Genomic DNA, 23,814 nt, shown 5'->3' with positions numbered 1-23,814 from the left:
TGGCCTGCCAGGAGTTCATCACCCAGTTGGGTCGCAACTTCCAGGTGATCTACGAGCAGGCCAACTCCCACGGCCAGAAGGTGCAGACCGCGGGCAGCAACATGTCCAGCACCGACAGCGCCGTCGGCTCGAGCTGGGCCTAGGCGTATCGCGATAGACCCGGAGATATTCCATGGTCACGGGCACAGCTAAACCAGCCAAATCGAATACCTGGTCAAGACCGGACGGATCGATTAGCGCCTCTTGTGGGAGGTGGACTGAGTGGAAGTACAGACCCACTGATTCTGCGGGGGTGACTATCGTCGACACTTGGTTCTGCGCCGGCGATTTCGGTGAGTGCGGGCTGAAATCTACGGTCGCGCAGGCGAATATCTCCCTCAACCGTATCCGGGCCACTTCGCGCGGACTGCAATGTCAAATGCCGTGCGCCGAGGCCAAGCTGGTGCGCTGTACTCGCGCTGCCGTCGCCGACGTCGCCGTTGACGTCCACCCTATGTCGCAGACCTACCGCAGGGATGCCTCCGGTATGGGTTTTTGGAGTGGAGCTGAGCTGTGACATCTCTTTTCCAGACACCGGACACTCCGAAGCTGTTGCGGCGGACCGATTCGCCAGTGGTTGGCGATGCGCTTGTCGGGCTTAAGGACGTCGGTGCCGGAGATTCCCGCACATCGACCCGCCCAGGTTGGCTGCGGCGCACCGCGGGAGCAAGCGTCGCTGAGGTGGCCGCAATCACCTCGTTGCGGACACCCGACTTCGACGCACTTGCGACGCTACCTAAGTCCCTTCGTGCACGGTGGCAGCAACGCTACGGCAATTGGCTTGTGGCTTCTGATGTCATGGTTGTGAGCGGTGTCGTGGCGGCGGCACAAATTCTGCGATTCGGAAACGTGACGAGCGGCAGCCTGTGGGCTGGATACGCATCGGTTGCCTACTCGGCGGTCTCGGTACTGATCGTGTTCGCGTGGGTCCTGGTGCTGGCGATCTACCACTCGCGTGCGCAGCAAGTGATCGGAGCCGGCCCCGAGGAGTTCCGCCGGGTGTGGACGGCCACGTTGTGGGTGTTCGGAGTGATCGCCGTTGTCTCGACTCTGTTCAAGCTCGAGATCGCACGCGGTTATCTGGCGATCGCGTTTCCGCTCGGCCTTCTCGCGTTGTCCGTCAATCGCCACCTCGCCCGCAGGTACGTCGCAGCACAGCGTCGCCGCGGCCGCTTCATCACCGCGGTGCTCGCGATCGGCGAGCCCATATCGGTCACGCTCCTCGCGCAGTCGCTGACGCGGCATCCGGCCGACGGCTACACCGTAGTCGGTGCCTGCACTCCCGGTGTTCCCCAACGCGAGAACATCGTCGTCCCCGACCTCGGGCCGGTGCCCGTGTTCCCCTACGAAGGTGACATCCGACATGCGATCGCAGCGTCGCAGGCCGACACCGTCGCGTTGACCTCGTCGGGGGAGCTGGGGCCAGAAGGCATCCGCGACCTGTCGTGGCAATTGGAGAAGCTCGGCGTCGACCTGGTCGTGTCGCCGGGAATAGTCGATGTGGCGGGCCCGAGGTTGACCGTGCGCCCAGTGGCCGACCTACCGCTTATCCACGTTGACAAGCCGCAATATCAAGGGGCCAAGCAATTTCAGAAGCGCGCATTCGATGTTTCCTTTGCACTGCTGGCGCTGCTGGCAGCGTCGCCGATCATGATCGTTGGCGCCTTGGCCATAAAGCTGACCAGCCGGGGACCGGTCTTCTATCGCTCCGAACGCATCGGCCTGGACGGTGTGCCATTCCGGATGATCAAGTTCCGCAGCATGGTTGTCGACGCCGACCGGCGACTGGGTGACCTGGCCGACCTCAACGACAGTGCCGGCGGTGTGTTATTCAAGCTCCGTAAGGACCCCAGAGTCACTGCTGCAGGCAGGGTTTTACGCCGGTACAGCATTGATGAACTCCCGCAGTTCATCAACGTGGTGCGCGGGGAGATGAGCGTAGTCGGACCCCGCCCGCCGCTGCCGAACGAAGTCGAGACCTACGACCACCGGGTGCGGCGCCGGCTATTGGTGCGTCCCGGCATTACCGGACTGTGGCAGATCAGCGGCCGATCCGACCTGTCATGGGACGACTCAGTGCGGCTGGACCTGTCTTACGTCGAGAACTGGTCGATGCTAAGCGATTTGGCGATCGCGGCAAAGACCGTAGGGGCAGTCTGTCGTGGATCGGGTGCATATTGAGCCTGCAATCGGATCACACAATAGCAAGTTTTCCGCTACCCAATAAATAAAGCGATCACGGAAAGGCAACGCATGCAACGAGATTCTTCGGTAACGCCCGCCTCGGACGGCGGCACCGTACTTGATCAGTACGGTGCCGTCGCGGGCGCGGACGGTGGCGAGGATCCGGTTTCGACCCCGGGCAACAGGGCCAGGGCGGTGCGGCAGGTTCGCGAGCACGCCAGCGACTACGGGTCGGAGTGGACGGCGATGAAGGCGATCTCGGGCCGGTTGCGGATGACGGCGGAGACGGTCGCATGATCCGAGTTGGTGTGGTCGGTCTGGGCAAAATGGGGCTCTCCCACCTTGCCATGATCCGAGCGCACCCGGACGTCACCGTCGGGGCTGTCGTCGACTCGACGACGTACCTGCTTGACATGCTCGCCAAGTACACGGCGGCCGTGCCGTACTCGAACTATGAAGAGATGCTCGACTCGGCCAATGTCGACGCGGTAATCATCGCGACGCCGACCAGATTCCACTTCGAAATGGTAGAGAAGGCGCTCGACCGAGGCATCCATGTTTTTTGCGAAAAGCCACTGTGCCTTACGTCCAAGGAGTCGCTGGCCCTCGCCGACCTGGCAAATCGAAAGTCGCTGGTGAACCAAGTGGGGTACCACAATCGGTTCGTCGGCACATTCCAGGAGGTGCACCGCCTGCTGCAGCAGGAGACAATCGGTCGAGTCAGCCACGTTTTAGTCGAGGCGTACGGGCCGGTCGTGCTGAAGGCCAAAGGCTCGACGTGGCGCAGTCGAAAGTCCGAGGGAGGTGGTTGCCTCTATGACTATGCCGCTCATCCTATCGATCTGTTGACTTGGTACTTGGGTACACCAGCGGCTGTCGGCGGCACCGCGCTGGGCAAAGTCTTTTCCGCAGAAACTCACGATCAGGTTTACAGCACGCTGTACTTTCCCGGCGGCGCCACCGGTCAAGTGTCGGTCGACTGGTCCGACGAGTCCTACCGGAAGATGACGACACGGGTCACGGCGTGGGGAAGCGCCGGTCGCATCTATGTCGACCGCCAGGAGTGTCAAGTGTATCTGCGCGACACCGCAGTCGTCCCTGCAGGTTACACTCGTGGCTGGAACGTCCGGTACACGACGGATCTCACTGATTCGGTATGGTTCTATCTCCGGGGCGAGGAATACAGCGCTCAACTCGATCATTTCGTTCAGCGCGCGATGGGCCGGAAGGCGCAGAGCGTGAACACCTTCGCGAGCGCTGCGATCACCGATCGAATTTTGGAAATGCTCACGACGGATGACGGCTCCGGCCCCACTACCTTCCAGGACGAGGCCCTCTTGCAGAACGAGGCCGCGGAAGTCGTAGGCGCCGGCCGTTCAGAGCAATTGAACGGCCGAAGGATCGCCCGCCGAGCGCAGAATGTGGCACGCAGGTTCCGAGCCGCCTCAGCGGCATTTCGCAGCGGGGGGGCATGATTTCTCTGATGGACAAGCTCTTATTTGGTGACAATCAGTTCTTCGGCGTCAATCACATGTCTGAGGAGAAAGCGCGCGCTCAGGCAATGCAGTTCCAAGACCTCGATGCGGTTATGTCCGTCCTGACGTCGGCCTACGATGCCGGGATAAGAACTTTCATGTGTACGACACACGACCGGGTGTCTGAAATCTGCGACCGTGTCAGGTCACAGCCGGAGACATTCTCCGGCTTCACCTTCCACCCGTGTATGCCCTACGCGCACAAGTATGCCAACGCAGTCACCGAGAACGGACTGTTCGGGGCCCTCCGGAGATTCGTACCCGACGAGGGTTTCCTGAATGCCGCTGTTCGTGGAGGAAAATCGCTCGCGAAGAAAGACGTTGAAGGCATCATTACCCTCTTGGTCGATGCCGAGATGACGATGTTCCGCGGTCTGTCCACGCCGGTGATCTGGTTGCAAAATGTTGTCGTCGACCTCCTGTTAGGCCTTCAGTTTGATGACGCCTTCAAGATTTTTTCGGATCACGTAAAGCAGCGGTACAATGCTGAGCCTGGCTTTATTACGATGAACCTGCCGATGCTCTTGAATACTCTCCGGGTGGTCGGATTGCAGAATCCACTCGTATGCTCGAACATCAACAAGATCGGGTTTCGGATGAGTGGCGGGATCGAAGCATACCGAAACGCGTTGGAAAAGCACGACTTTCGGGCAGTCGCTATGTCAGTGTTCGCCTCAGGAGCGATTCCGCCGCGTGAGGCGATCGAATGGATCTTCGAGCAGCCCAACATTGAGGCAATCGTCTTTGGCGCGTCGAATAGATCGCACATCCTCAGTACCCAAGCGCTGGTCGGCGAGATGGTCGCGTGTCCCCGGATTTGAACATGAAATCGCCAGGGGGGCGTGGACGCCCGTGTTCTGGACGGTAGGTACTAGGGTTCGCGTACCTGGCTGATCGAAATGCTCCGACGAGCGCCGCGAATCGCCCCAGATATCACATTCGTCCCGACTTGGGCCAAATTAGTGCTCACCGCGGTGGTCGCCTTGGGTCTAGCGCCCCCGGGGATCAGGTGTGCGAGCACGACATGGAGTCGGTTGATGGTTTGGGTGCGGGTCTTCACCAGATCATCGCGATGCTCGATGATCGCGCCTAGAGCCCTTGTGGTGGAGTAAATCTCGGCGCTGTCGAGGGTGCGTGAGGTCAGTGCAGCAATACGTACTGAGATTGCGTCGACGTCGTCGTTCTTGCGGCCGTGTCCGGTGGACAACAGCCGCACACGGGAGGCCAGCTTCGCCGGGACGTGGATGACCTCGATTCGGTCTGCACGCAGCCTCATAGTCGGTGTTGTGCCCCCTCGTTCCGTTCGCGAACGCCTCGCAGGCGCGAAATGGAGTCGAGTTGCCTGCCGGTGCCGACTCCGCGCTGTGTCACTCTCGGGATGATCGGTCTAATTAATTAGAAATTTTGGTGAACAGATATTTGAGCAGCAATGATTCGTACTGGCCGGCCACGTGCTCCCAGGTGAATTCCTCGGCATGCCGCCTTCTACTTGCGGCCCCCAGCGAAGTCCTGAGGGCATTGTTACCAAGCAACTCCGTGATGTGAGCATCGGCCTCGGCGGTATCGGTGAAGTAGAGCGCTCCGTCCTGCGCGACCCAACGGTTGTACTGGTTGTTGTGAGCGATGATCGGGTTACCGGCTGCCATAGCCTCCACAAGAGATGGGTTCGTCCCCCCGACTGTGTGCCCGTGCAGGTAGCCGAGTGAGTGCAGTCGCAGGGACTGGACTACGGCGTTGTCATACACCGAGCCTAAGAAGACAACTTCGTCGCTGGCGGCGTCCAGAACTCGGCGATGGTATTCGTCGTGGGGGTCGTAATCTCCTAGGACTGCAAGCCTGACTCCGCGCTCAGACCGCGAAAACCCTTGCACAAGTTCGAGGATCGAGTTCTCCGGTATTGGTCGGCAGATGAGCGTGAAATATCGTCCGGGCTCCAATCCACGGTCGGTGACCGGCTCCGTTGGGGCCTCAGTGATCGCATGAGCTCCGTACGCGATCGTCGTTATCTTGCTGGCTCTAGCTCGTGTCAACAGATATTCATGGATTTTGGGATGGTCGGCGATGAGTTGGTTGCCCACCCAACAAGCAATCCTCTCGTTGGTCCAGAGGATCGATTGCCGGAACAATCCCCACCTCGACCGGGACCATTCAATACCATCCATGTTGATGACATTCGGAATCCTTTTGATCCGTTGCAGCAAGTTGAAGACCGCTGTGTTGTACCCGAATGTCAGGCAGATATCCCGATGACGTGAGGCATGTCTGATCGACAACAGGTCGAAACTCGATGTCCCGAGCCATCCCTCACGGCGAACGGGGATGGTGACCCGTTCGATGCCTTTCCACTCGTCCTCTCGAATCGGGCCAGAGCCCTGCTCCTGGCAGTAGACCACCACCCGCCAGCCTCGATCATGAAGAGCGAGAGCAACGTTCTCGGCGGCAGTTTCAAACCCCCCGTACGTTGCTGGAACACCATGTGTCCCTAGGATTCTGACGGTCCGGCCAAATGCGCGCACCGGTCGACCCTACACCTTATGTCCACTCATCCTGCTCGCGTCGGCTAGCCCGCTCGGCGCCCGTTCCATGACCCCGTGTTCACCGCGATCTCGCCTCTTCGGGCGACCAAGTAGAACCGCAACCACTGGGCCCAGTAATAGGCCGATAAGGATCCCGAACAATATGATCTTTGGTCGGCGGGGTGAGACCAACTGTTGATCAACAGCGGGACCCACGATTACTGCGCGCACGACCGGCGGTCCAATGTCTGCCGGTGTTGTTTCGAGGTCCTGGACCATGCTGACGAAATCTTCCGACAATGCATTTGCCAACGATACGGCGTTCGTCGCGGACGAATCGGTGACGGAGAGGGTGATCACTACTGATCCAGATTTGGCCGAGGCATCAACCTTTTTGGCGAGATCGCGCGGTGCAATGTGCAGGTTCAGCCTTTTGACGGTGCGCGTGGCCAGCGTTTCGCTCATGATGAGGTCGTTGTAAGATGCGATGCGCACCTGGGCGAGTTGGGCCGCCGCGTATGCATCTTGTCCATCCGTGGCGCTCGGTGTCGCGATGAGGATGCGCGTCGAAGCCATGTACGTGGGCTGGATCAGCCATGCCCACGCGACGGCAATGATCGTTACAGCCACGATCACCACCACAACCGTAAGCCAGCGCATGCGAAGGGCATATACGGCATCTCGCAAAGTCACAACCAGCCCCTTCTGACGCGGCTTAAAGCCGGCAACACAACCTGCCTATATCGCGGACAAGTGTCTGCACCGGACTCCTCCGATGGTAAACGGTGCGGGTGCAGGGCGGGGCAAGATGGAAGACGCGGCGGGAGGTTCGCACGTTCGAGACGACGACGCCGGGGCTGTTGGCGTTGCGCGAATGGTTGGTCAGCGAACAGGTGGAATGGAGTCGACCGGCTTGTTCTGGAAGCTGATCTACTTTCTGCTCGAAGACGTGGTCGAGTGCTGGCAAACGTCCGTGGCCGGGACCTCCTGTAGACGACAACATTAAGGTAGCTGAGTATCGCGTCCAGACAGAAGATTACCTTTGTCCTTGACAATTGGCAGTCTCCCTGAACCGGACCGCGGCCGGTGCGCGACGGCGAGAAAGGATAAACATGGACCCATTCAACCCATTCGCTACGTGGACAGAACTTCCGAAGCGCGTACTGAAGCGCGATTGGGCCGGGCAGCGCACTCTCGTCGGCCGGGCGTTGGCTTGGCGCGTACGAGAGCTCGAATCGATTAAGGCGTTCTCTGACGTAGAATTCTCGTGTTTAGCCAGTTCGGAGACGACGGCATCATCCAATGGCTCATCCACCGCCTTCCGGACCTTAATCAGACGTTCCTAGAGTTCGGGGTCGGGGACTACCAGGAGGCCAACACCAGATTCCTACTCATGAATGACAACTGGAGCGGGCTGGTCATGGACAGCTCCAGTCGGTACGTCAAAGCGATCAGGCGTGATCCGATCTCGCTGAACCACGATCTTCAGAGCGAATGCGCCATCGTCACCGCCGAGAACATCAACCAATTGCTGCTGGATCACGGGTTTGAAGGTGACATCGGACTTCTGCATATCGACATCGACGGCAATGACTATTGGGTGTGGCGGGCAATAACAGCGGTGCGTCCAGCGATCGCGATCATTGAATACAACAGCGTATTCGGAGCCGAGCGCACAATCACGATCCCCTACGACCCGAAGTTCACCCGGCGCCGCCGGGTCACGGCTAAAGACTTGCCGGTGTCGCCACGGGGCTCGCATACGCTCAGGAGAGGGGACCGCATCAGCAATCTGTACTTTGGCGCCTCGCTGCCCGCTCTCTGCGACCTAGCCACCTCGAAGGGATACGACTTCGTCGGCAGCAATACCGCGGGCAACAACGCCTTCTTCGTCCGATCCCAACTACACCACGGCCTCCAGCCTCTCACAGCCGCGGAAGGCTATGTGACCTCCAAGTTCGCGGAATCCACGGATAGCAAGGGCCGACTGAACTTTCTGCGCGGCGAGGCGCGGCTGGCTTCCCTTCGAGGATTGCCGGTGGTCAACACGCGGACGGGCACCGAAGAGCAGCTCTGAGCCGGTCTCCCGAACGCGTCCCGCTTCTGGGAGTAGCGGCAGCTCGAGACGATATCGCACCTTCGGAAAGCATCTGCCGCGGTGCGCTCACTCGGGCCGTCCTTCCATCAATCGAGCCGGAGAACCAGCAACGATCGTGAACGGCTCGACGGACCGAGTGACCACCGAGCCGGCGGCGACAATCGCACCGTCGCCAATCTCTACACCAGCAAGGATCGTCGAACCCGCACCCACCCACGCCCCGCGGCCCACTCGAACCTTTGCTGGCGTCTCGCCCTGCTCGATGATTGGCAAATCGCGGTGGGCGAAGTTGTGGTTCTCCGAGAAAATCCGAACGCCTGGGCCGAGGAGCACATCAGCGCCGATCTCGACGCCGCCACCGCCGTGAATGAAGTTGTAGGCGCCGATTGCTGCACGCTCGCCGACGTGCACGCCGTGTCCCACTCGTCGGATGCCGCCTGATCCCCGAATAATGGCATTCGCGTCGACAGTCGCCGCATCACTGAGGACAACGCCATGCTCGGCCAAGGCGTCGATCAGAACACCTCGGCCTATCGAGACCCCACGACCCACCGTGAGCCGCGACCGGTTCAATATCACGACGTCGCGTTCCACAAAGGCTTGGGGCAGACGGCGGGCGGTGGCCCGCAAACGAGCCGCAAACTTGCGCACGAAAAACCGTACGACGTCGTAGTCGCTGATGCGGTCGTCGATACCGGCATCGAATCCCCGGCGGCGAACGTAACTGGCGTTGATGCGCTCTCGAAGTTTGGCGAATAGCCATCTAGTCACTTAAGGACGAGTCCCTTCTCCACCGCACGGCGGGTGTTTCGCACGACGTCCTGCCAGGTCAACCCGGTGGCGCCGGCTGTTGTGGCACTTCCTAATCCCAGCAGGATGGCAGCGGCCATCTCGTCAACCGACCGCGGATCGAAGTAGTCGGCGGCCACCTGGAGTTCTCTAAACACTGGAATGTCGCTAGCTACTGCGGCAGCACCCAGCATGTTGGCCTCGAGGAGCGGCAGTCCGTAGCCTTCGTCCAACGAGGGAAATACAAACAAGTCGCAGTTTTCGTAGAGCCAGCGCAGTTCGTCATCGGCGACGTGGCCCAAGAAATGTATTCGGGACTTGACATGGTCGGGAATCGCGCCGTGCGAGTACTTTCCGTCCTTCTCGCCGACGACGACCAAGTGACGCGTGAGGTCTTGCTGAGCAACGCGTGCGAAGGCCTCGATGAGGCGGGCCAAGTTTTTACGCACGTTGAGCCGACCGACGGTGAGAACGAATGGCACCGCCTCGTTCCACACCGGAGGGCGCCTCGCGCGCGCTTTCACTACGCCCGCCGGGACACTCAGTCCCACTTGCACAATTCGGTCCCTCAACTCAGGCCACACGAAAGCGATCCTGGTCGCCTCGGATTGGGATGTGGCCAGGACGGTCGTGGCCCTTCGAAGAGAGGGACGCACTCCTCGCAGGTATAACAACTCTTTCTTCGTAAACCACTCAGGATTTGTGGCGAAGAGGGCGTCGTGGACAAGGACGACGCGGGGCGCCCCGGAGAAAGGCGGACAAAAGTTCTGGGTCAGTACGGCATCGTATTCACGTCTGCGCACTGCGATGGTGGCGACTGCTGCGGCGTGGTATCGAGCCCAACGGGGATAGTGATCGACATCAACCCTGAGCTGCAAGCGCTGAATCTCATCCTCGACGTAGGAGATGTCGTTCTTCGGGACTCGCAATGTTAGATCATCGGCAGGGAAAGCCCGGAACCATTCAGTAACTAGTGACTGCAACACATTGCGCCCTGATGGCGGCCCACCGACCCACCAGTACGCGTCAAACAGGAGCCTCATGATCGCAACAATCCTAGGAGTTCGGCGCAATTGAGCCGCGCGGCGCATATCTGAGCGGCCACCAACCTTCTCGAATCGACCTTGTGCACTCTCAGTCTCTTATCCCGCTATGGCGGATCTTGTTCGCCCCGACGAAGCGCGGACCGCTTCGTGAGCAAGGTGTCGATCGACGGCCTGCACAACGCACTCCCACAACGGCCCGATTCCCCGATCTAAGCATTTCAATGACGGTTCTCGCCAACGGCGAGATTGGGAATCACAGGAGGCATGCCGAAGGTGAGACCGATCGATCCAGGCAGTCATGAATACGCTTACAGTCGGGGGTCTCTGGACGCACAGGCGGTTGTTGACGACATCTGCTAAGCGTTCCCCTCTCGCCGAGTCACGCCCATCTTCTGGCGTCATCGCTCTCGATGCCATTCTGTGCCATCCAAGTGCCCTAAGTCTCGTGAACGGCGTAAGGTGAGCCCGTCGCCCGGCCATAAGCTTGGCATGGGCGAGTGAAGCAGCGGGTTTTCCGCGGGGCGGCCAACTACTTCGAGCTGAAAAAGTGACCCGAGCCTGGTTCGTGCTCCTTCGGTGCGGTCGATGCGGATGCGGTCTCAGCCGTAACCGCGTTTGAGGCAGGTGACGCGGCCTTCGCTGCCGATTGGCCATTTGAGGATGCGGCGGAAGGGTTTTCGCGCGACCGAGATCGCCGCACGCCGAAAAGAGCTGCAGCACAATCGAACCAGACTCGCTGACGAACGCGCCGCCCTCGCCCGCGACAATCAGCTCCGATCCCGCGCGATGTTGCGTTGGTGGCAGACCGGGAGCCATCGGTGCCGGCCTTAGCATGACTTCGCCGCCCGCGTCCACGCCGTCATCGACAACCCTTGATGACACCCAGAAACAGCAATTGCTACGCCTGCTCGTCGAAGACGTCCACGTCACCGGCTGGCACGTCATCCGGCTGCGCATCGTACTCGACCGCCACCACCCGAACCACCGCACCCGACCGGCCCAACAGGCAAACCATCACCACCGCGCCCGATGTCAACCCAGGACGGTTTGCGTTCCGTTGGTGGGCACCGACGGCGACTCCTACCGCATTAAGGACGCCCAACGCCAAACGGGGACCCCTGACCCACCACTTAACTACCCACAGGGGGCGGGGACTTTTACCTGACCACCAGCGGGGACTTTTACTTGGCCATTCACAACGATGGTTGCCCTGATAGTCTAGGGTTCTCCCTGATAGCCTAGGCGTTTTCCTCGCTTCGTCTTGAAGCGCTTGGAAAAGTCCGAAACGTAAGCGGCGTTGCGCCCTAACCGCAAGTTAGCGAACCCACAACATCGTCAAGAAGAGCCGGGGTCGATTGCGTGACCGACCATCTTGTCGTGGCCGTCACGGATCGGTCTATGGCTTTTTCCAAACTGAGCCCGCGGAACGGAAACCTCGGCGAGAGCTATGCGGTGGCGCTGTCGCCTGAGCGGCGAACTCCGGAAGGCGTCGTCGACGCAATCGGCGACTGGATGCAAGGGCGCGACGCCGAGTTTGATCGCATCTGGATCACATGCGCAGACCCGGCCCTGCGCCAGGGCTTGGCGGCAGTGCTGAAAACTGCCGAGGGACCCGGCTGGCTGGACCGGGTGGCGTTGCAGTCCGGCGGCGGCGGCCCGGCCGCGCACGATATGCCACAGGATGCCGTTGCGAGACCAAAGAATCGACGATCGGTCATTGCAATGGGTGGGGCTGCGATCGTGGGCGCCGCCGCGGCCACTGTGGCTAGTCCCATCGTTAGGCGCTTGGCCAGCAAGGGTTCTCCGCCCATCGGATCTCCAATCGATCGAAGCTCATCGGGCCAGACGGCAACGCCGAGCGTTGCCTCTCCAGGGGGTGTTGTCCAGATGGACAGCTTCTCGGGGGCCAACGATGACGCCAAACTGGCGGCGGCTATGAGGTACGCGGCGGCGCAGACCTACATTCAAGCGATTCAGTTGCCCGCGCGGGTGATAACGTTCAATATGGGGGGCCTGACACCGTATAACGGGATGAAGATCATCGCGCCGTTCGGCTCCAACGGCCCCAAGGACCAGGACGTATCAGGGTCGCTCTCCAACCATCAGGTTGTCCTGAACGTCGGGACGGGCACTAGTTCGTGGTTCGACGGCACCACCACCTACTACAACATTTACATCGGCGGGCTCGCGTTCTTCAATCCCGGTGGAAATGGCCAGTTCTGGCATCAGCCCCTCTCGACCGCGCCGGGTTTGTATGCATGCCAGTTCGACAGCCTGAGCTTCTACGGCTTCTCGTCCGTTTTCGGCAACCCATCGGCTGCCTGCACCATGACCCAGGTCTCCTTCACCGGCCACTGGGTGGTCATTGGATTTACCAACACCGCAATCAATCTCGTCTTCTCGGATTGCAGCTTCTGGGCGGATGCCATATGCAACATGAGCACCAGCGCCACCGCCCCGAGTGCCGGGACGCCGATGTTCCAACTCAGCGGCGGCAAGTCCCGCATGGGGATGCTGTACCTCACCACCTGGCCAGGCTGGGTCGGACTGAACCTGGCTGGCGGCTCCGGGATTTCGATGGGGTTCTACTCGCTGGTCATTGAGGGCACCAGCGCTAACAACGCTACTTATCCGCTGGTGACGGTCCAGGCTGGCGACTGGCGCATGGACAACTGTCTGTTCGACTATGTGAACCCGGCGTCTGGTGTCAACGGCGTTATCACGCAGTCCGGCGGTCAGCTCACCTTGAACAGTCCTCGCTACCTGAGGGCGAGCGGGGCGAGTTCAACATTCCCGCTCGTCTACCAGACCGATGGCCACTGCACCCTCTACGACCCATACTCCCTGACTAGCGGCGAGAGCATCTACTTCCGCGAGTCGGGCGGTAGCACCGTCACCGCCGCGCCAGGCGCGATCACCTACAACTAAGGCCCACCAGGAACGGAAACCCAACGGCATGTGTCTTCTTTGCCAACATGGCCAACCCTGACGGCGATTCACGCGGCATCATCGATATCTCCGGTGGCCGCGAGATCGTCGTTGCCGGAAAGCAGTTTCTTTGCCCTTCGCACGGCGAGGGAGGACCAGCTTCGCGCCCCGAGCCGGTAAAGATCGGGTTGAACGGCGATCCCGGATATGCCGGGGTCGTTCGCGGCAATGCGAACGCTTCAGACCCCGGCGTGAAAGTGATTGCCGCCTGAGAGACTTCCGTGACGCGCTTGGGTCGCGGCGCCCATCGAAACCATCATGAAGACGATGAAGCTCGTGCTGGTGTCTAATAGGCCACTTTCGAAAATGCTTCGGACTGCGACGAGCACCACGAGCGCGAGCCATAAGTCCTTGGCCGGACGGGCATTCCTGAGTGCTTGGGTTGCCGCATAGATCACAAATGCGACAGCGATCACCACGCCGACCACGCCGGCGTGGACGAATGCCGAGAACCACGAACTGTCCAACACTTGCTTATGCCAATAGTGCCCTTCTATCGGAATAAATTTGGTGGCGATCCCCTGCCCGAACAGGGTCTGCATGGGAGGTCGAGTCATGTTCAGCACCGTATTCCAGACGATCATTCGGTCTCCGAAAGATTCGATGTCGCTGGTCCCACCACGTGAACCCAAATGCTGAATGGCATCGGTAAAAGTAACTGCGAAAAGAATGCAGATTACTGCCCCGGTGATCATACTCAGACGAAATCGCTCGTGTCGGGTTCCGCAAATTAGCAGGGACAAGACTAAAGCTGCAGTAAGGGCCTCGGTAGTTCGCGATTCGGTGAGGAAAACGATCACAACGAGAGCCATCAGAACCAGAAGGCGCACAAACCGCGTGTCCACATTGACTGTGCGCCACGCGAAGTAGACGAGCGGCACGGCGGCAAGAAATGCGATTTCATTGGGATAGACATCGGCGGTGCTTTCGACGCCGCCGGCGAAAGGCGGGAAATTGCCGACAAGCCGGTTGGGAAAAAGCTCCGACGAAAGAGTCCCGGTGACGGCGACCCAAATCGCCACAGCGGCTAGCACGCGTGCCAGCATGCTGATCGCAATCATCGGTCCCACCAGCTCGACCAACGTCAGAACCACGAAGCCGACTAACAGGACCCTGACCGATAGCTCCACGCTGGACAACAAGCTCCCGAAGAGGAAAGCGCCTGCGGCGGACGAGCCGCAATACAGGGCAACCATAAGAAGGGGCGACGCCGTGACGGTATTGATCGACCGGCCATTGCGCGTAACGTTGCGCTTGGCCCAGAGAACAGCCAGGACGGCGGCCATCATAAGACCGATCTTTCCCAGTACAACCCAGTCAAGTTGACCGCCGAAAACATTGGCCCGCCGCCATGAAATGACGCTGACAACCAACAGCAACACCGCTGCAAACGCACAACACCATGTAGTCCGTTCAACTTTATCGCCGCCGGGCAGCAACTTGACCACCCGCACCGCTAGTTCCCGGATCGGCTTGCCGATTGTGAGCACCCTGCGCTGTTCGGCGCTGACGTTGAACGTCGCGGCCGGTGCCGTTTCGGACAATCCGTATCCGTCGAGGATCACCATGCCCGGGAACTTCTCCTCGAACGCCCGGATCACCTCACCGGGGATAGCCGCGTCGCGGGATACCCCCACGCGCAGCGCCGAGAGGTCACGGCCGTCGGTGTCTGCCTGCAGCAGTGCGCGATACATTGTCGGAACACCGGAGAAGATCGTGCAGCGGCGCCGGGCGAGTTCGTCGACCACAGTTGGGGCGTGGAATCGGGGCACCAGAACCAGGGTTCCGCCGAACCGCACCGCCACGTTGAGCACGCTGGACAGGCCGAAGACGTGAAACATCGGCAGCACCGACATGCTGACGTCCTCGTCGCGGAATCTGAACCGCTGCCCGTTGGCAGTGCAGTTCACGTACAGCTGATGATGCGTCAGCTCCGCGCCCTTGGGTTTGCCGGTGGAGCCCGACGTGTAGGTGATCACCGCGGTGTCGTCGGCGTCGGTCGGCTCAATGTCGCCAGTGTCGTCGGCGAGGTAGAGCTCGTCGAAAGACTTCGTGCCTACCGGTCGTTGGTCGTTGCCGGGTAGGTTCACCACATAGGTGCTCAACCCTTCGATCTCGGCAGCGCCCTTGACCGCCTCGTCGGCGGACGTCTCAAACGTGATAAGCAGCCGTGAGTCGGAATCCTGCAGGTGGTAGTTGATTTCCGGCGCGCGCAGCCGCGGGTTTAGCGGCACCATGACCGCGCCGGCCTTGAGGATGCCGAAGTAAGCGAACAAAAAATGCGGCAGGTTGGGCAGCTGGACCGCGACCTTGTCACCGCGGTGCACACCGAGGTTGCGCAAGCTCGTGGCGATCCGGCCCGAGATCTCGTCGACCTGTGCGTAGCTGAAGGTCTGGTCGGCGTTGTGGCACAGCGGCCTGTCCGGGTGCGCGTTGCGGGATTCTCGAAGGACGACGGCCAGGTTGAAGCTCACCGTTGGCTCCCGTGATTGGCCAGACAGGGCTGCCGCGAGGACGACGACGGGTTTTTCAACATCGTCGAGCGCAAGAAGGATCTCCAGGTGAGAGGGTGTCGCGAGTTCGGTGGAACATCGGTGGCGGCCGACCGACCATTAGGCTGACTGACCCGACCATTGTGCATGGCTACATGGTCGTCCTGTCTTCCGGGCGCAGCTCTCACCCTTAACATGGCCCTCTATCGCCACATTCCGCGGGAAACTGCAGGTCTCGGTCGGTAGCATAGCCAGTTGAAGATTCAATGGCGGATGTCTAGTTGTCACCCTATCCCGTTGGTACGGGCTAGCAGTGCGGAGGTAGACGGCAATGGACCGACACTTCGCACCGCGACCAGAGACGAAGCGCCGGAGTGGCATGGCGGCGATAGTTGCGCAAGGAGCGATGGCTGCCGGCGGCTTCGCATTGCAGATCCTGGCCGCGCGAAGCCTCGGAGTCTCTGGCTTAGGTGAGTTTGGCCTGTTGTACGGCACGTTAGTTTGGGCTACCGGGATCATCTCGGGATTCATCGGCGATTCCCTGATAGTCCTTGACCGGCACGAACCTGCGGTGCGGGCGGCGCTGCAGAACTGGTTGCTTCTTATTTCGGCGTTCTGCGCAGTAGCATGTTTCCTACTCGCGTGGGCGACTGGCTTCGTCGATTTTCGCGCCGCGCTTGCGTTTGGGGGAGCGACGTTCGTTTTCCTCGTCGAGGCCGCGCTGCGATTACTGCTCATGGCGACACTGATGTTCTGGCGGATGGCAGCCATCGATACCATCAGCCTGCTCACGATGGTCGTGTTCCTTTTGTTCGCGCCGAGGATCACGTTGGCATGGTTGTTTCTTGCGCTCATGGCCGGCCAGCTGTCGGCCGTCGCCGTAGGAGTCTTCCTCCTCCCCACACGGGAAAGATGGCTGGCCAGACCGCTTCCCGCCCAGCACCGGGCCGTCGCCGCATATGGCTTGTGGCGCGGCCTAAATCAGGCCGTCCACCCAGCCTTGCTGGCGCTTATGAGAGTCATTGTCATCGCAACCGTCGGTCTCGCCGCAGCTGGCGAGCTGGAGGCTGCCCGGATCTACACATCGCCCGCATTGTTAGTACTGATGGGGTTGGCCGGGTTCCTGTTTGCCAGCTACGCGCTATCTAGGGAGCAACCCATGCATGCCGCGGTGCGGTCAGCGGACAGAGAAGCGCTCGTCCTGATGCTGATCACCCTGGTCTTCAGCATCTGTGCGGTGTCCGCAATTCCGCTAATCGGGCGCCTCATAACGGGCCATAACATCTCAACGCTCGCCGTCGTTGGATGGCTGGTCTACACGATTAGCGTTGCAATGGTCGCGCCGTATAGCCTCCTAGCTGCCGTTCGCGGGCGGCAGGCGGCCGTTCTTGTGGTGAACTTCGCCAGCTCGATGCTTTCCCTGGTGCTCGTTGCGGCGCTGGCGCATATGGTCGGATCGGTCGGTTGGGTGCCGTTCGGACTGGCGATCGGGCCATTTGCCAGCGCTCTCGCAATACGGCAGTACGTGTTGGGGTCGAAGTGGCAATCGGACCAGCGTTCGAGAGCGGAAGTGACACCGAACTAGTTTTAGCTCGGCGCCGCTTTTCTTGACTATCTACGTAACGCCCCCGAAGTGTTGCAGGTCGCCAAGACCCGACGCTGGACACCCGAAGAAGTCTTGAGGACATTGGTCGAGGCCGAGATCCCCGCGGGATGCCTCCGAGACCGCCAACCGACTCAAAGCCGCTGCGTTCCTGGTGACCAAGACTCTCGACGGGTTTGACACCACCGGCTCATCCATCGCGCAGGCCACGTTCGACTACCTGCGAGTCTGGAATGGATTCGGGCACAACAGAATCTGGCGATCCGCGACTCACCGCCGCCGACCTCATCGAGACCCTCTACCACGGGCTGGCCGACAACACCGTCGGCAAGATCATCGACACCCTGCTCCGAGCTGATCTGCTCATCTGCGACGAGATCGGGTTCGCCCCGCTCGATGACACCGGCCGCCGGCTACAAACGCCGCTCGCTGGCCATCGCGTCGCACCGGCCCCAGTCCCTGTAATCCCCTCAGTGACGATCCCTGCCCGAACACCCAGTAACGTGCTGATCGCCACCGCACTGATCTTGCAAGTCTTTCCAACGGATCGGCTGAGCTGCAGCCTAGGCTGGGTACAGAGCGGTTGACACGATGAGTGTCGAGGCGCCGGAAGGCACGCATCCGGTGGACGCTGGCGCATGCGCGATACGACGTCCGCTCGAGCGACCGTGAGTGCCAATCATTCCGGCTCTCAACGAGGCCCCGAATATGCCCGGAGTCGCACGACGGATGGGCACAGATATGGACGAAATCGTATTCATCGAAGGCCACTCGGTGGACAGTGACGACTGGCCGAGCGCACAGCCCGGCAACTGGCGGTCACGGCGGACCGTTCCGGTATCTGCCCGCTGGGGAGCCGCCCTGCCGTCACCCAGCGTCACTCTGCCTCTGGAGTCATCCCGATCATGACTTGCTGGCTGACCCAGCAGTGGCTCCCGATGGCTTCCCCGGTGACGATCGTTGCGACACCGTGTGTCTTTGATGCATTGCATCCACGGTCGAAGTCTTCCAGGACGCCTTCGGCAGATTCCGAGCGGATGACGCTGCACCACAACGGGTATGCCAACGCTCACGCGAGTGCTGGAGTACCGTCCGGCGGTCCATGAAGCGATCGTAGAGTCTGATGTGCGGCTTTCTCTGTCAACAACCGGGTTCGAGCACCACGCGCGCGTAACCGGCGGTCTGGTAGATGTACTGGTAAGCCCATCCGAGCACGGACAGGTGTGCTGGACTCTCGACCATAACCAGGTTGCCATCGAAGCATTGCTCGAGGATGAACCGGGCGCGGGAGATATGCGGACGGGACGTGACCACGATGATTGTGCGCCAGCCGTAATTTGCCGCCAGACTGTGCAGTTCCTGCGCTTCCCCGTTGGTGGTGGGCGGGTCGGCGATGAAGCAGCGCAGGTTGAGGTGTGGGTGCGGCGTCGCACAAAACGTCGTCCGCCAACGGTCTATAGATAAGACAACGATCGGAGCCCAGCCCTGTTCGCCGAGTCCTATTCCTAAGGGATACCGATCATAATCACGCCCGCCGAGGACGAGGATCGCGTCAGCGTGCCGCAGCGGATCGATCTGCGGTCGCACGTAGACAGGCAGTCCTGCCATCACGGCGGCGATGAGTAGCACCCACACCGACACAAGCGATCGTGGAACGAGACGGCAGCGCCGCGGAGCGTCCGGCGAGAATGCGGATTCAGCCCCCGACCTGCTGCGCCGGGACTTCACCCCGCTGGGAGCCGAAGGTCGCAAGGTGGTCCTCCGCAGAATCGGTATCCTGCCGGCCCATAATCGTACGACGCCGGTTGCGGGTGTGGGTGGGGATTTTTGTGCGTCCCCTCCGCAACCCAGTCGCTGGTCACTTTGGCACCGATTGTGAACGCCAGCGCCTTTCGCGGCTTCCGGGTTGCTCATCACTTTGGCGAAACAAATAGCGTCGTATGCCGCGTTCCGGATGTCCGGTCAGCCGCACAACCATCACATTGAGGGCGCCATCGCCGCGGCTCGGTGCGCGTCATCGCTGCCTTCGGCCGGACTCATCGAATGTTGCGGTGCCGCGCACACTTCTGTTGGACCCAACTGCACCTCAAGCTCGTCGTCGTCGTGCAACAACCGCGCCGGCACCACCAGCGGCGGGTGCGTCGCCGGGGCGGGCAGACTCGCGTGCACCGCGGCCAACTGGCGGCCGGTGAGCCGATTCAGCCCGGCCCACACATCTTTACCCAGCCGCTCCGCGCTGTGATAGCGCACCCAAGCCGACACCTCGGCCCGGCCGGCGGCGGCGGTGAGTCGGATCGTCACCACGGTGGCATCGGTATCGTGCAGCCACAACCAGTCCAGCGTCTCCGAAGTGATGTCCTGCGGCGACACCCAGAAGCTGGTCACGTACCCGTCGAAATGCTTGAGGTGACGCAATCCCAGCCGAGTCGAAGTCGGTTTCAGACCCGCCGCTACCGCGGTGTCCACCTCGGCGAGCTCATCGCCGGTCAAAGGCCTGGCCGCGCAGCGCCGTCCGTTCAGATTGTCGACGAGCCGCTCGACGGCCGCCGCCAAGGTAGAGGCCACCGAATCGCGGGCCGCCACCGCGCCGACATTGTGCTGCGGATCCATCCGCAAGACCAGCCACGTGCCGTGCTGGACACCCGCGGGGCGATCGTCCACGGTTGGCGGGGCGGACGGGTCGGCGGCCTCGTAGACGTGTTGCTTTCGCACGGAGACGATGTCGATGGCGTCAAGGCACACATCGAACTGGTGCAGCCCCGCAGCGACCGCCGCCACCGGCAAAGTAGCCGACGAGACCGTCTGGCTCTGATGCGGCCCCGACGGTGCGTCCGCCGGCCGGTCCACGGCGATCACCGCAACCAGCTGGCCCTGGTACTCGCGCACCCCGACCACGTCGCGGCCGAAGCGGCGCCGGTGATCGATCGCGGGTGTGCATCCCGGGCTTGGTTTTGCCTCGGGGTCGGGGGACGCGCCAAACATCTCGGGGGCCGACCAATCCAACACCCACCTGGATAGAGCTGAGGCAACCGTGATCCCTCGGTAGGTCGGTACCACCGCGATCGTCACGACCGCCGCGACGGCGACGCCATACCACCATGCGACGGTGTGCCGCGCGCCGGGCAAGTGACTGGCCAGTACCAGCACCGCGACGTCGAGGAGGAACGCCGAGGTGATCCGCGGCCACGACAGGTCCAGCCCGAGCCGGCGTTGCGCCTTCATCGGCGCCTCGGCGATCGCCATATCAACACCACTTCACCAAACACCTTTGCCGGTCACCAGGAGCACGGGGACACCCTCCCCGTCGCCGTCCACGTTACTACAAGTTCGTTAAATCGCGCATATCATCTAAGAAGTATGTAAAGTAGGCCTAGAGCTGAACCTTCCGTTTGTACCTCGTCGGCCCATGATCGCTGCGACCGGACGTCACAGCAGGCGCTGCGGGCGCTTTGCCGGTCGGTCCATGTCCGTGAGGAGAAGCATATGTCGTTCGTTACCACACAGCCGGAGGCGCTGACCGCGGCGGCCGGCGACTATCCGCTAGGGGCGGAAGCCGATCGTGGAGCCAGCGCAACATGCCGTTGACGACGACAGAGGTGCCGACATTTTTCGGACCGTCTGATTCGCCATTGTTCGGCGTGGTTCATCTGCCGGTCGATAACCAGATCAGGGGCGGGGTAGTGATCTGTGGTTCGCTCGGAAAGGAGGGGATGGACAGTGTTCGACTACACCGGATCCTCGCCGACAGCCTGGCGCGTCGCGGTTTCGGCGTGCTGCGTTTTGACTATCTCGGCTTGGGTGATTCTGCATACGCTCAGGGCCGTGATGACGCGGTGGCCAACTGGGTGGCAAGCGTGGGCCACGCGCTCGACTACCTCAAACTGATCGGCGCGGAGTCGGCGACCGCTATCGGCATACGTGCCGGGTGCCTGATCCTCGACGAGTACCTGTCCCAATCCCACACGGTCAGCCGCGTGGTGTACCTCGATCCCCCTGGAACGGGCAGGCGTTACCTTCGGGAACACACCACGCTGTTCCGGTTGTCGGTGGGCGAGGACGCTCCTACGCCCGGCGAAGTGTCAATCATCGGCGGGCGGTTGAGCGAGCACGCCGCCGCAGAATTCGCCGCGCTGCGGATGGGTGTCGATCCCGTCAGCACTCATGGCGTCGACAACGTACTTCTGGTGCGACGACCAGCCGAGACCGACAAGCGCGTCACCGCCCTGGCGTCGGCCGAGGGCGTTGATTCGATCATCACCGGCGGTCTGCCGGAATGCGCCCGGCCGAGGGAGGTGTTGTTACCGATCCCTTTCACCGCGGTCGATTCGATCATCGAGTGGATCGACGGGAATGTTCCCACTCCCACCCATCGCGCCGTACCCCGATACCTGACAACGGCGACGATGCCGGCCGAAGGGCCCGACGGGGTCGACGTTTTCGAGAGCATCGAACGAATCGAGCCGAACGGCCTATTCGCCATCCGGACGCTGCCCCGACGCCGTAGTCCCACGCGCGCAAAGACCGTGGTGTTCTTCGTGACGTCCACCGACTTGCACGTAGGACCCGCCCGGGAGTGGGTCGAATTGTCACGTCGCATTGCGGCGGCCGGGTCACAGGCGTTGCGCTGGGACCCTGCAGGACTGGGCTTGTCGGGCCAGATCAGCCGGGACCCTTGGCGCAGGGTGTATTCCAAGGCTGACATCACCGACTCGGTAGCGGTGGCCAGACATGCGTGCCAAGACGCCGGCGAACTCGAGCTTGTCGGTATTTGCTCCGGCTCGTGGTACGCCGCTCATGCCGCACGCAATATTGGTGCGCGGTCGGCGATCCTGGTCAACCAAATAGTGTGGAATTGGCGCGTCGCCCCCACCTTGCTACAGCAGTGGCGCGCCCGGAAAAAAACGCTAGACGCCAGCGCGGGTAGTGACTCGGGCGGCGGCCCGTCCGAATCCAGGACAAGGCGCCTCAAAGCACTTATCAACCAGGCTCGGGAGCTGACTAAGAGCTTTATGCACAACCACCTCCCGCGATACGTCCTGCGAGTGTTGAGCCGGGTCGGACTCGTGTTGCTGCCGGAGGATGTTCTGACAACGCTTGCCCACCGTGGAACCGATGTGACGTTGATTGCCTCGCCCGAGGATGCGGAGCAGTTCACCGCCAAAGGCGGTCAGGCAGCCCTTGACCGGCTGCAATGGACGTCGCAGCCGCCCCGCCTGATCACCACACCCACCGGCGATCATGCCGGCCATCACCCGGCGATATTGGCGGCGATCCGCAGCGCGGTTTTGCCGGGGGTTGCCGTTTCCCCATCGGAGCACATCCGCGTATCGGCCATCACGGCGTGACCGAAGACGCGATCAGCATCGGCGGTGTCGACCTCGCCGATCCGGACACATACGGGTCGGGAATGCCCTTCGATGCGTTCCGGAAGCTCCGCGAGTGCGCACCCGCGGCATGGCGCACCCGCACAAGGATGGGCCTGGGTTCCTCGCGCTCACCGGCTACGACGAGGTCTTTGCCGTGTCCCGCGACAGCGCCACGTGGTCGTCGGAGGCGACGGCGGTGTACTTCGACGTGCCCGGTCCCGACGACATCGCCGACCAGCGGGGCGTGATGATGATGACGATGGACCCGCCGCGGCACACTGCGCTGCGCGCTCTGGTCAGCGAGGGCTTCACGCCGCGCCAGGTAGCGAAGCTCAACGAACGCATCACGGACATGGCGCGCGACGTGGTCGACAGCGTCATCGAGCGGGGCGAGTGCGACTTCGTCACCGACGTCGCTGGTGCGCTGCCCTCATACGTCATCGCCGAACTGCTCGGCATTCCGCTGGAGGACGGCTACCGGCTTTACGAGCTGACCGAGATCACGAACACCGGTCTGATAGGCGACAAGCGCGCGATGAAGGCGGGCGCCGAGATGTTTCGGTATTCAACGGAACTCGTGGCCCGCGAACGTGCGGATCCTCGCGATGACATCGCCACATCGGTGCTACATGCCGAGGTCGACCGGACAGCGCCTCACCGAAAGCGAGTTCAACTTCTTGTTCCTGCTGCTGATCAATGCGGGCGGCGACACGACCCGTAACCTGGTCGCTGGAGGCACGCGCGTGCTGATGGACCATCCGGAGGAGCGGGCAAAGCTGGAGGCGGATCCGTCGCTGCTGCTGACTGCGGTTGAAGAAATGCTCCGCTACGTCAGCCCGCTCATCGCGTTCCTCCGCACGGCCACGAAGGACACCGAACTACGCGGGGTGCCCGTGAAGGAGGGCGACCGGGTGGCGATGTTCTACCCGTCGGCCAATCGGACGAGGCCCACTTCGTCGATCCCGACCGCTTCGATGTGACTCGTAAGCCCAATTCGCACTTGGCATTTGGTGGCGGCGGCACCCATTTCTGCCTCGGCGCGAACCTGGCCCGGGTGGAGGCGGCCTCCCTCGTATCGGAGGTGCTGAGCCGGATGAAGAACATGGAGTTGGCGGGGCCGGTGGAGCGCATGCCGTCGACAGTGATCAACGGCATCCA

At 61.6% G+C, this 23,814-nt stretch carries 19 protein-coding genes and 4 pseudogenes; 14 read left to right on the top strand and 9 right to left on the bottom strand.

The features are described 5' to 3' along the window. From JWP83_RS07280 to JWP83_RS07255, 6 genes and pseudogenes are all read left to right on the top strand, one after another. A pseudogene (locus JWP83_RS07280) lies at nt 1-143 on the top strand (type VII secretion protein EsxI); the annotation flags it as partial. 149 nt (nt 144-292) lie between these two features. Continuing rightward, the gene (locus JWP83_RS07275; protein WP_297727877.1) at nt 293-556 is read left to right on the top strand and encodes a dTDP-4-dehydrorhamnose 3,5-epimerase family protein; all 264 of its coding nucleotides are present in this window, start codon (nt 293-295) and stop codon (nt 554-556) included. 281 nt (nt 557-837) lie between these two features. Next, nucleotides 838-2,220, top strand: a complete 1,383-nt coding sequence (locus tag JWP83_RS07270; protein ID WP_297727874.1) for a sugar transferase — start codon at nt 838-840, stop codon at nt 2,218-2,220. A 72-nt stretch (nt 2,221-2,292) separates the two neighbouring features. Beyond that, complete coding sequence (locus tag JWP83_RS07265) at nt 2,293-2,520, top strand: hypothetical protein (protein WP_297727887.1); 228 nt, start codon at nt 2,293-2,295, stop codon at nt 2,518-2,520. Continuing rightward, complete coding sequence (locus JWP83_RS07260; protein WP_297727884.1) at nt 2,517-3,698, top strand: Gfo/Idh/MocA family oxidoreductase; 1,182 nt, start codon at nt 2,517-2,519, stop codon at nt 3,696-3,698. Before JWP83_RS07265 ends, JWP83_RS07260 begins: the two co-directional genes overlap by 4 nt. Before the next feature lie 8 nt (nt 3,699-3,706). Then, nucleotides 3,707-4,579: a hypothetical protein gene (locus JWP83_RS07255; protein ID WP_297727871.1), complete on the top strand. Its 873-nt coding sequence runs from the start codon at nt 3,707-3,709 to the stop codon at nt 4,577-4,579. Between the two features lie 50 nt (nt 4,580-4,629). Here JWP83_RS07255 and JWP83_RS07250 read toward each other — a convergent pair. The 3 genes and pseudogenes from JWP83_RS07250 to JWP83_RS07240 form a co-directional block, all read right to left on the bottom strand. Next, nucleotides 4,630-5,037 (bottom strand): annotated as a pseudogene (locus JWP83_RS07250) (transposase); the annotation flags it as partial. Nucleotides 5,038-5,149: 112 nt separating this feature from the next. Beyond that, complete coding sequence (locus JWP83_RS07245; protein ID WP_297727869.1) at nt 5,150-6,274, bottom strand: DUF1972 domain-containing protein; 1,125 nt, start codon at nt 6,272-6,274, stop codon at nt 5,150-5,152. Nucleotides 6,275-6,283: 9 nt separating this feature from the next. Continuing rightward, a complete protein-coding gene (locus JWP83_RS07240; protein WP_297727866.1) occupies nt 6,284-6,967 on the bottom strand; it encodes a Wzz/FepE/Etk N-terminal domain-containing protein in 684 nt (227 codons plus the stop codon). A gap of 700 nt (nt 6,968-7,667) precedes the next feature. Between JWP83_RS07240 and JWP83_RS07235 the strand changes: the two genes are divergently transcribed. Further along, nucleotides 7,668-8,351, top strand: a complete 684-nt coding sequence (locus JWP83_RS07235) for a hypothetical protein (protein ID WP_297727862.1) — start codon at nt 7,668-7,670, stop codon at nt 8,349-8,351. Between the two features lie 87 nt (nt 8,352-8,438). Here the strand turns inward: JWP83_RS07235 and JWP83_RS07230 are convergent, their stop codons facing one another. Beyond that, nucleotides 8,439-8,879, bottom strand: a complete 441-nt coding sequence (locus JWP83_RS07230) for an acyltransferase (RefSeq protein WP_297727859.1) — start codon at nt 8,877-8,879, stop codon at nt 8,439-8,441. Here JWP83_RS07230 and JWP83_RS07225 point away from each other — a divergent pair. Next, the gene (locus tag JWP83_RS07225; RefSeq protein ID WP_297727856.1) at nt 8,868-9,131 is read left to right on the top strand and encodes a hypothetical protein; all 264 of its coding nucleotides are present in this window, start codon (nt 8,868-8,870) and stop codon (nt 9,129-9,131) included. The two genes, JWP83_RS07230 and JWP83_RS07225, sit on opposite strands and share 12 nt — an antisense overlap. Before the next feature lie 8 nt (nt 9,132-9,139). On the opposite strand, the gene JWP83_RS07220 is transcribed toward JWP83_RS07225, so the two are convergent. Further along, nucleotides 9,140-10,204, bottom strand: a complete 1,065-nt coding sequence (locus JWP83_RS07220) for a glycosyltransferase family 1 protein (RefSeq protein ID WP_297727853.1) — start codon at nt 10,202-10,204, stop codon at nt 9,140-9,142. A gap of 901 nt (nt 10,205-11,105) precedes the next feature. Beyond that, nucleotides 11,106-11,243, bottom strand: coding sequence for a hypothetical protein (locus tag JWP83_RS07215; protein ID WP_297727851.1), 138 nt, complete (start codon nt 11,241-11,243; stop codon nt 11,106-11,108). 341 nt (nt 11,244-11,584) lie between these two features. On the opposite strand from JWP83_RS07215, the gene JWP83_RS07210 reads away from it, so the two are divergent. Further along, entirely contained in the window at nt 11,585-13,135 is a 1,551-nt protein-coding gene (locus JWP83_RS07210) for a hypothetical protein (protein ID WP_297727847.1), read from the top strand. A gap of 47 nt (nt 13,136-13,182) precedes the next feature. Beyond that, a complete protein-coding gene (locus JWP83_RS07205; protein WP_297727844.1) occupies nt 13,183-13,407 on the top strand; it encodes a hypothetical protein in 225 nt (74 codons plus the stop codon). Here the strand turns inward: JWP83_RS07205 and JWP83_RS07200 are convergent. Then, on the bottom strand, nt 13,375-15,669 hold the full coding sequence (locus tag JWP83_RS07200) for an AMP-binding protein (protein WP_297727842.1): 2,295 nt from the start codon (nt 15,667-15,669) through the stop codon (nt 13,375-13,377). The genes JWP83_RS07205 and JWP83_RS07200 overlap by 33 nt on opposite strands. A 424-nt stretch (nt 15,670-16,093) precedes the next feature. Here JWP83_RS07200 and JWP83_RS07195 point away from each other — a divergent pair, with 424 nt between their 5' ends. Beyond that, complete coding sequence (locus JWP83_RS07195) at nt 16,094-17,272, top strand: hypothetical protein (protein ID WP_297727840.1); 1,179 nt, start codon at nt 16,094-16,096, stop codon at nt 17,270-17,272. A 33-nt stretch (nt 17,273-17,305) separates the two neighbouring features. Further along, a pseudogene (locus tag JWP83_RS07190) lies at nt 17,306-17,743 on the top strand (ATP-binding protein); the annotation flags it as partial. A gap of 687 nt (nt 17,744-18,430) precedes the next feature. Here the strand turns inward: JWP83_RS07190 and JWP83_RS07185 are convergent. Both JWP83_RS07185 and eccE read right to left on the bottom strand, forming a co-directional pair. Then, nucleotides 18,431-18,931, bottom strand: coding sequence for a YdcF family protein (locus JWP83_RS07185; protein ID WP_297727835.1), 501 nt, complete (start codon nt 18,929-18,931; stop codon nt 18,431-18,433). Between the two features lie 336 nt (nt 18,932-19,267). Then, on the bottom strand, nt 19,268-20,512 hold the full coding sequence (gene eccE, locus JWP83_RS07180) for a type VII secretion protein EccE (protein ID WP_297727880.1): 1,245 nt from the start codon (nt 20,510-20,512) through the stop codon (nt 19,268-19,270). A gap of 488 nt (nt 20,513-21,000) precedes the next feature. On the opposite strand from eccE, the gene JWP83_RS07175 reads away from it, so the two are divergent. Next, the gene (locus JWP83_RS07175) at nt 21,001-22,635 is read left to right on the top strand and encodes a hypothetical protein (protein ID WP_297727832.1); all 1,635 of its coding nucleotides are present in this window, start codon (nt 21,001-21,003) and stop codon (nt 22,633-22,635) included. A gap of 62 nt (nt 22,636-22,697) precedes the next feature. After that, nucleotides 22,698-23,814, top strand: a pseudogene (locus tag JWP83_RS31180) (cytochrome P450); the annotation flags it as partial.

The sequence above is a fragment of the Mycobacterium sp. genome, from assembly GCF_025965855.1.
Lineage (GTDB): Bacteria > Actinomycetota > Actinomycetes > Mycobacteriales > Mycobacteriaceae > Mycobacterium.
This window is presented reverse-complemented; position numbering and strand designations above follow the sequence as displayed.

Coding starts and splice junctions, on each gene's coding strand:
- eccE (WP_297727880.1), bottom strand. CDS start 20,512: ATGAAGGCGCAACGCCGGCTCGGGCTGGACCTGTCGTGGCCGCGGATC.
- JWP83_RS07225 (WP_297727856.1), top strand. CDS start 8,868: ATGCTCGGCCAAGGCGTCGATCAGAACACCTCGGCCTATCGAGACCCC.
- JWP83_RS07175 (WP_297727832.1), top strand. CDS start 21,001: ATGGACAGTGTTCGACTACACCGGATCCTCGCCGACAGCCTGGCGCGT.
- JWP83_RS07255 (WP_297727871.1), top strand. CDS start 3,707: ATGGACAAGCTCTTATTTGGTGACAATCAGTTCTTCGGCGTCAATCAC.
- JWP83_RS07265 (WP_297727887.1), top strand. CDS start 2,293: ATGCAACGAGATTCTTCGGTAACGCCCGCCTCGGACGGCGGCACCGTA.
- JWP83_RS07270 (WP_297727874.1), top strand. CDS start 838: ATGGTTGTGAGCGGTGTCGTGGCGGCGGCACAAATTCTGCGATTCGGA.
- JWP83_RS07205 (WP_297727844.1), top strand. CDS start 13,183: ATGGCCAACCCTGACGGCGATTCACGCGGCATCATCGATATCTCCGGT.
- JWP83_RS07220 (WP_297727853.1), bottom strand. CDS start 10,204: ATGAGGCTCCTGTTTGACGCGTACTGGTGGGTCGGTGGGCCGCCATCA.
- JWP83_RS07235 (WP_297727862.1), top strand. CDS start 7,668: ATGAATGACAACTGGAGCGGGCTGGTCATGGACAGCTCCAGTCGGTAC.
- JWP83_RS07260 (WP_297727884.1), top strand. CDS start 2,517: ATGATCCGAGTTGGTGTGGTCGGTCTGGGCAAAATGGGGCTCTCCCAC.
- JWP83_RS07195 (WP_297727840.1), top strand. CDS start 16,094: ATGGCTGCCGGCGGCTTCGCATTGCAGATCCTGGCCGCGCGAAGCCTC.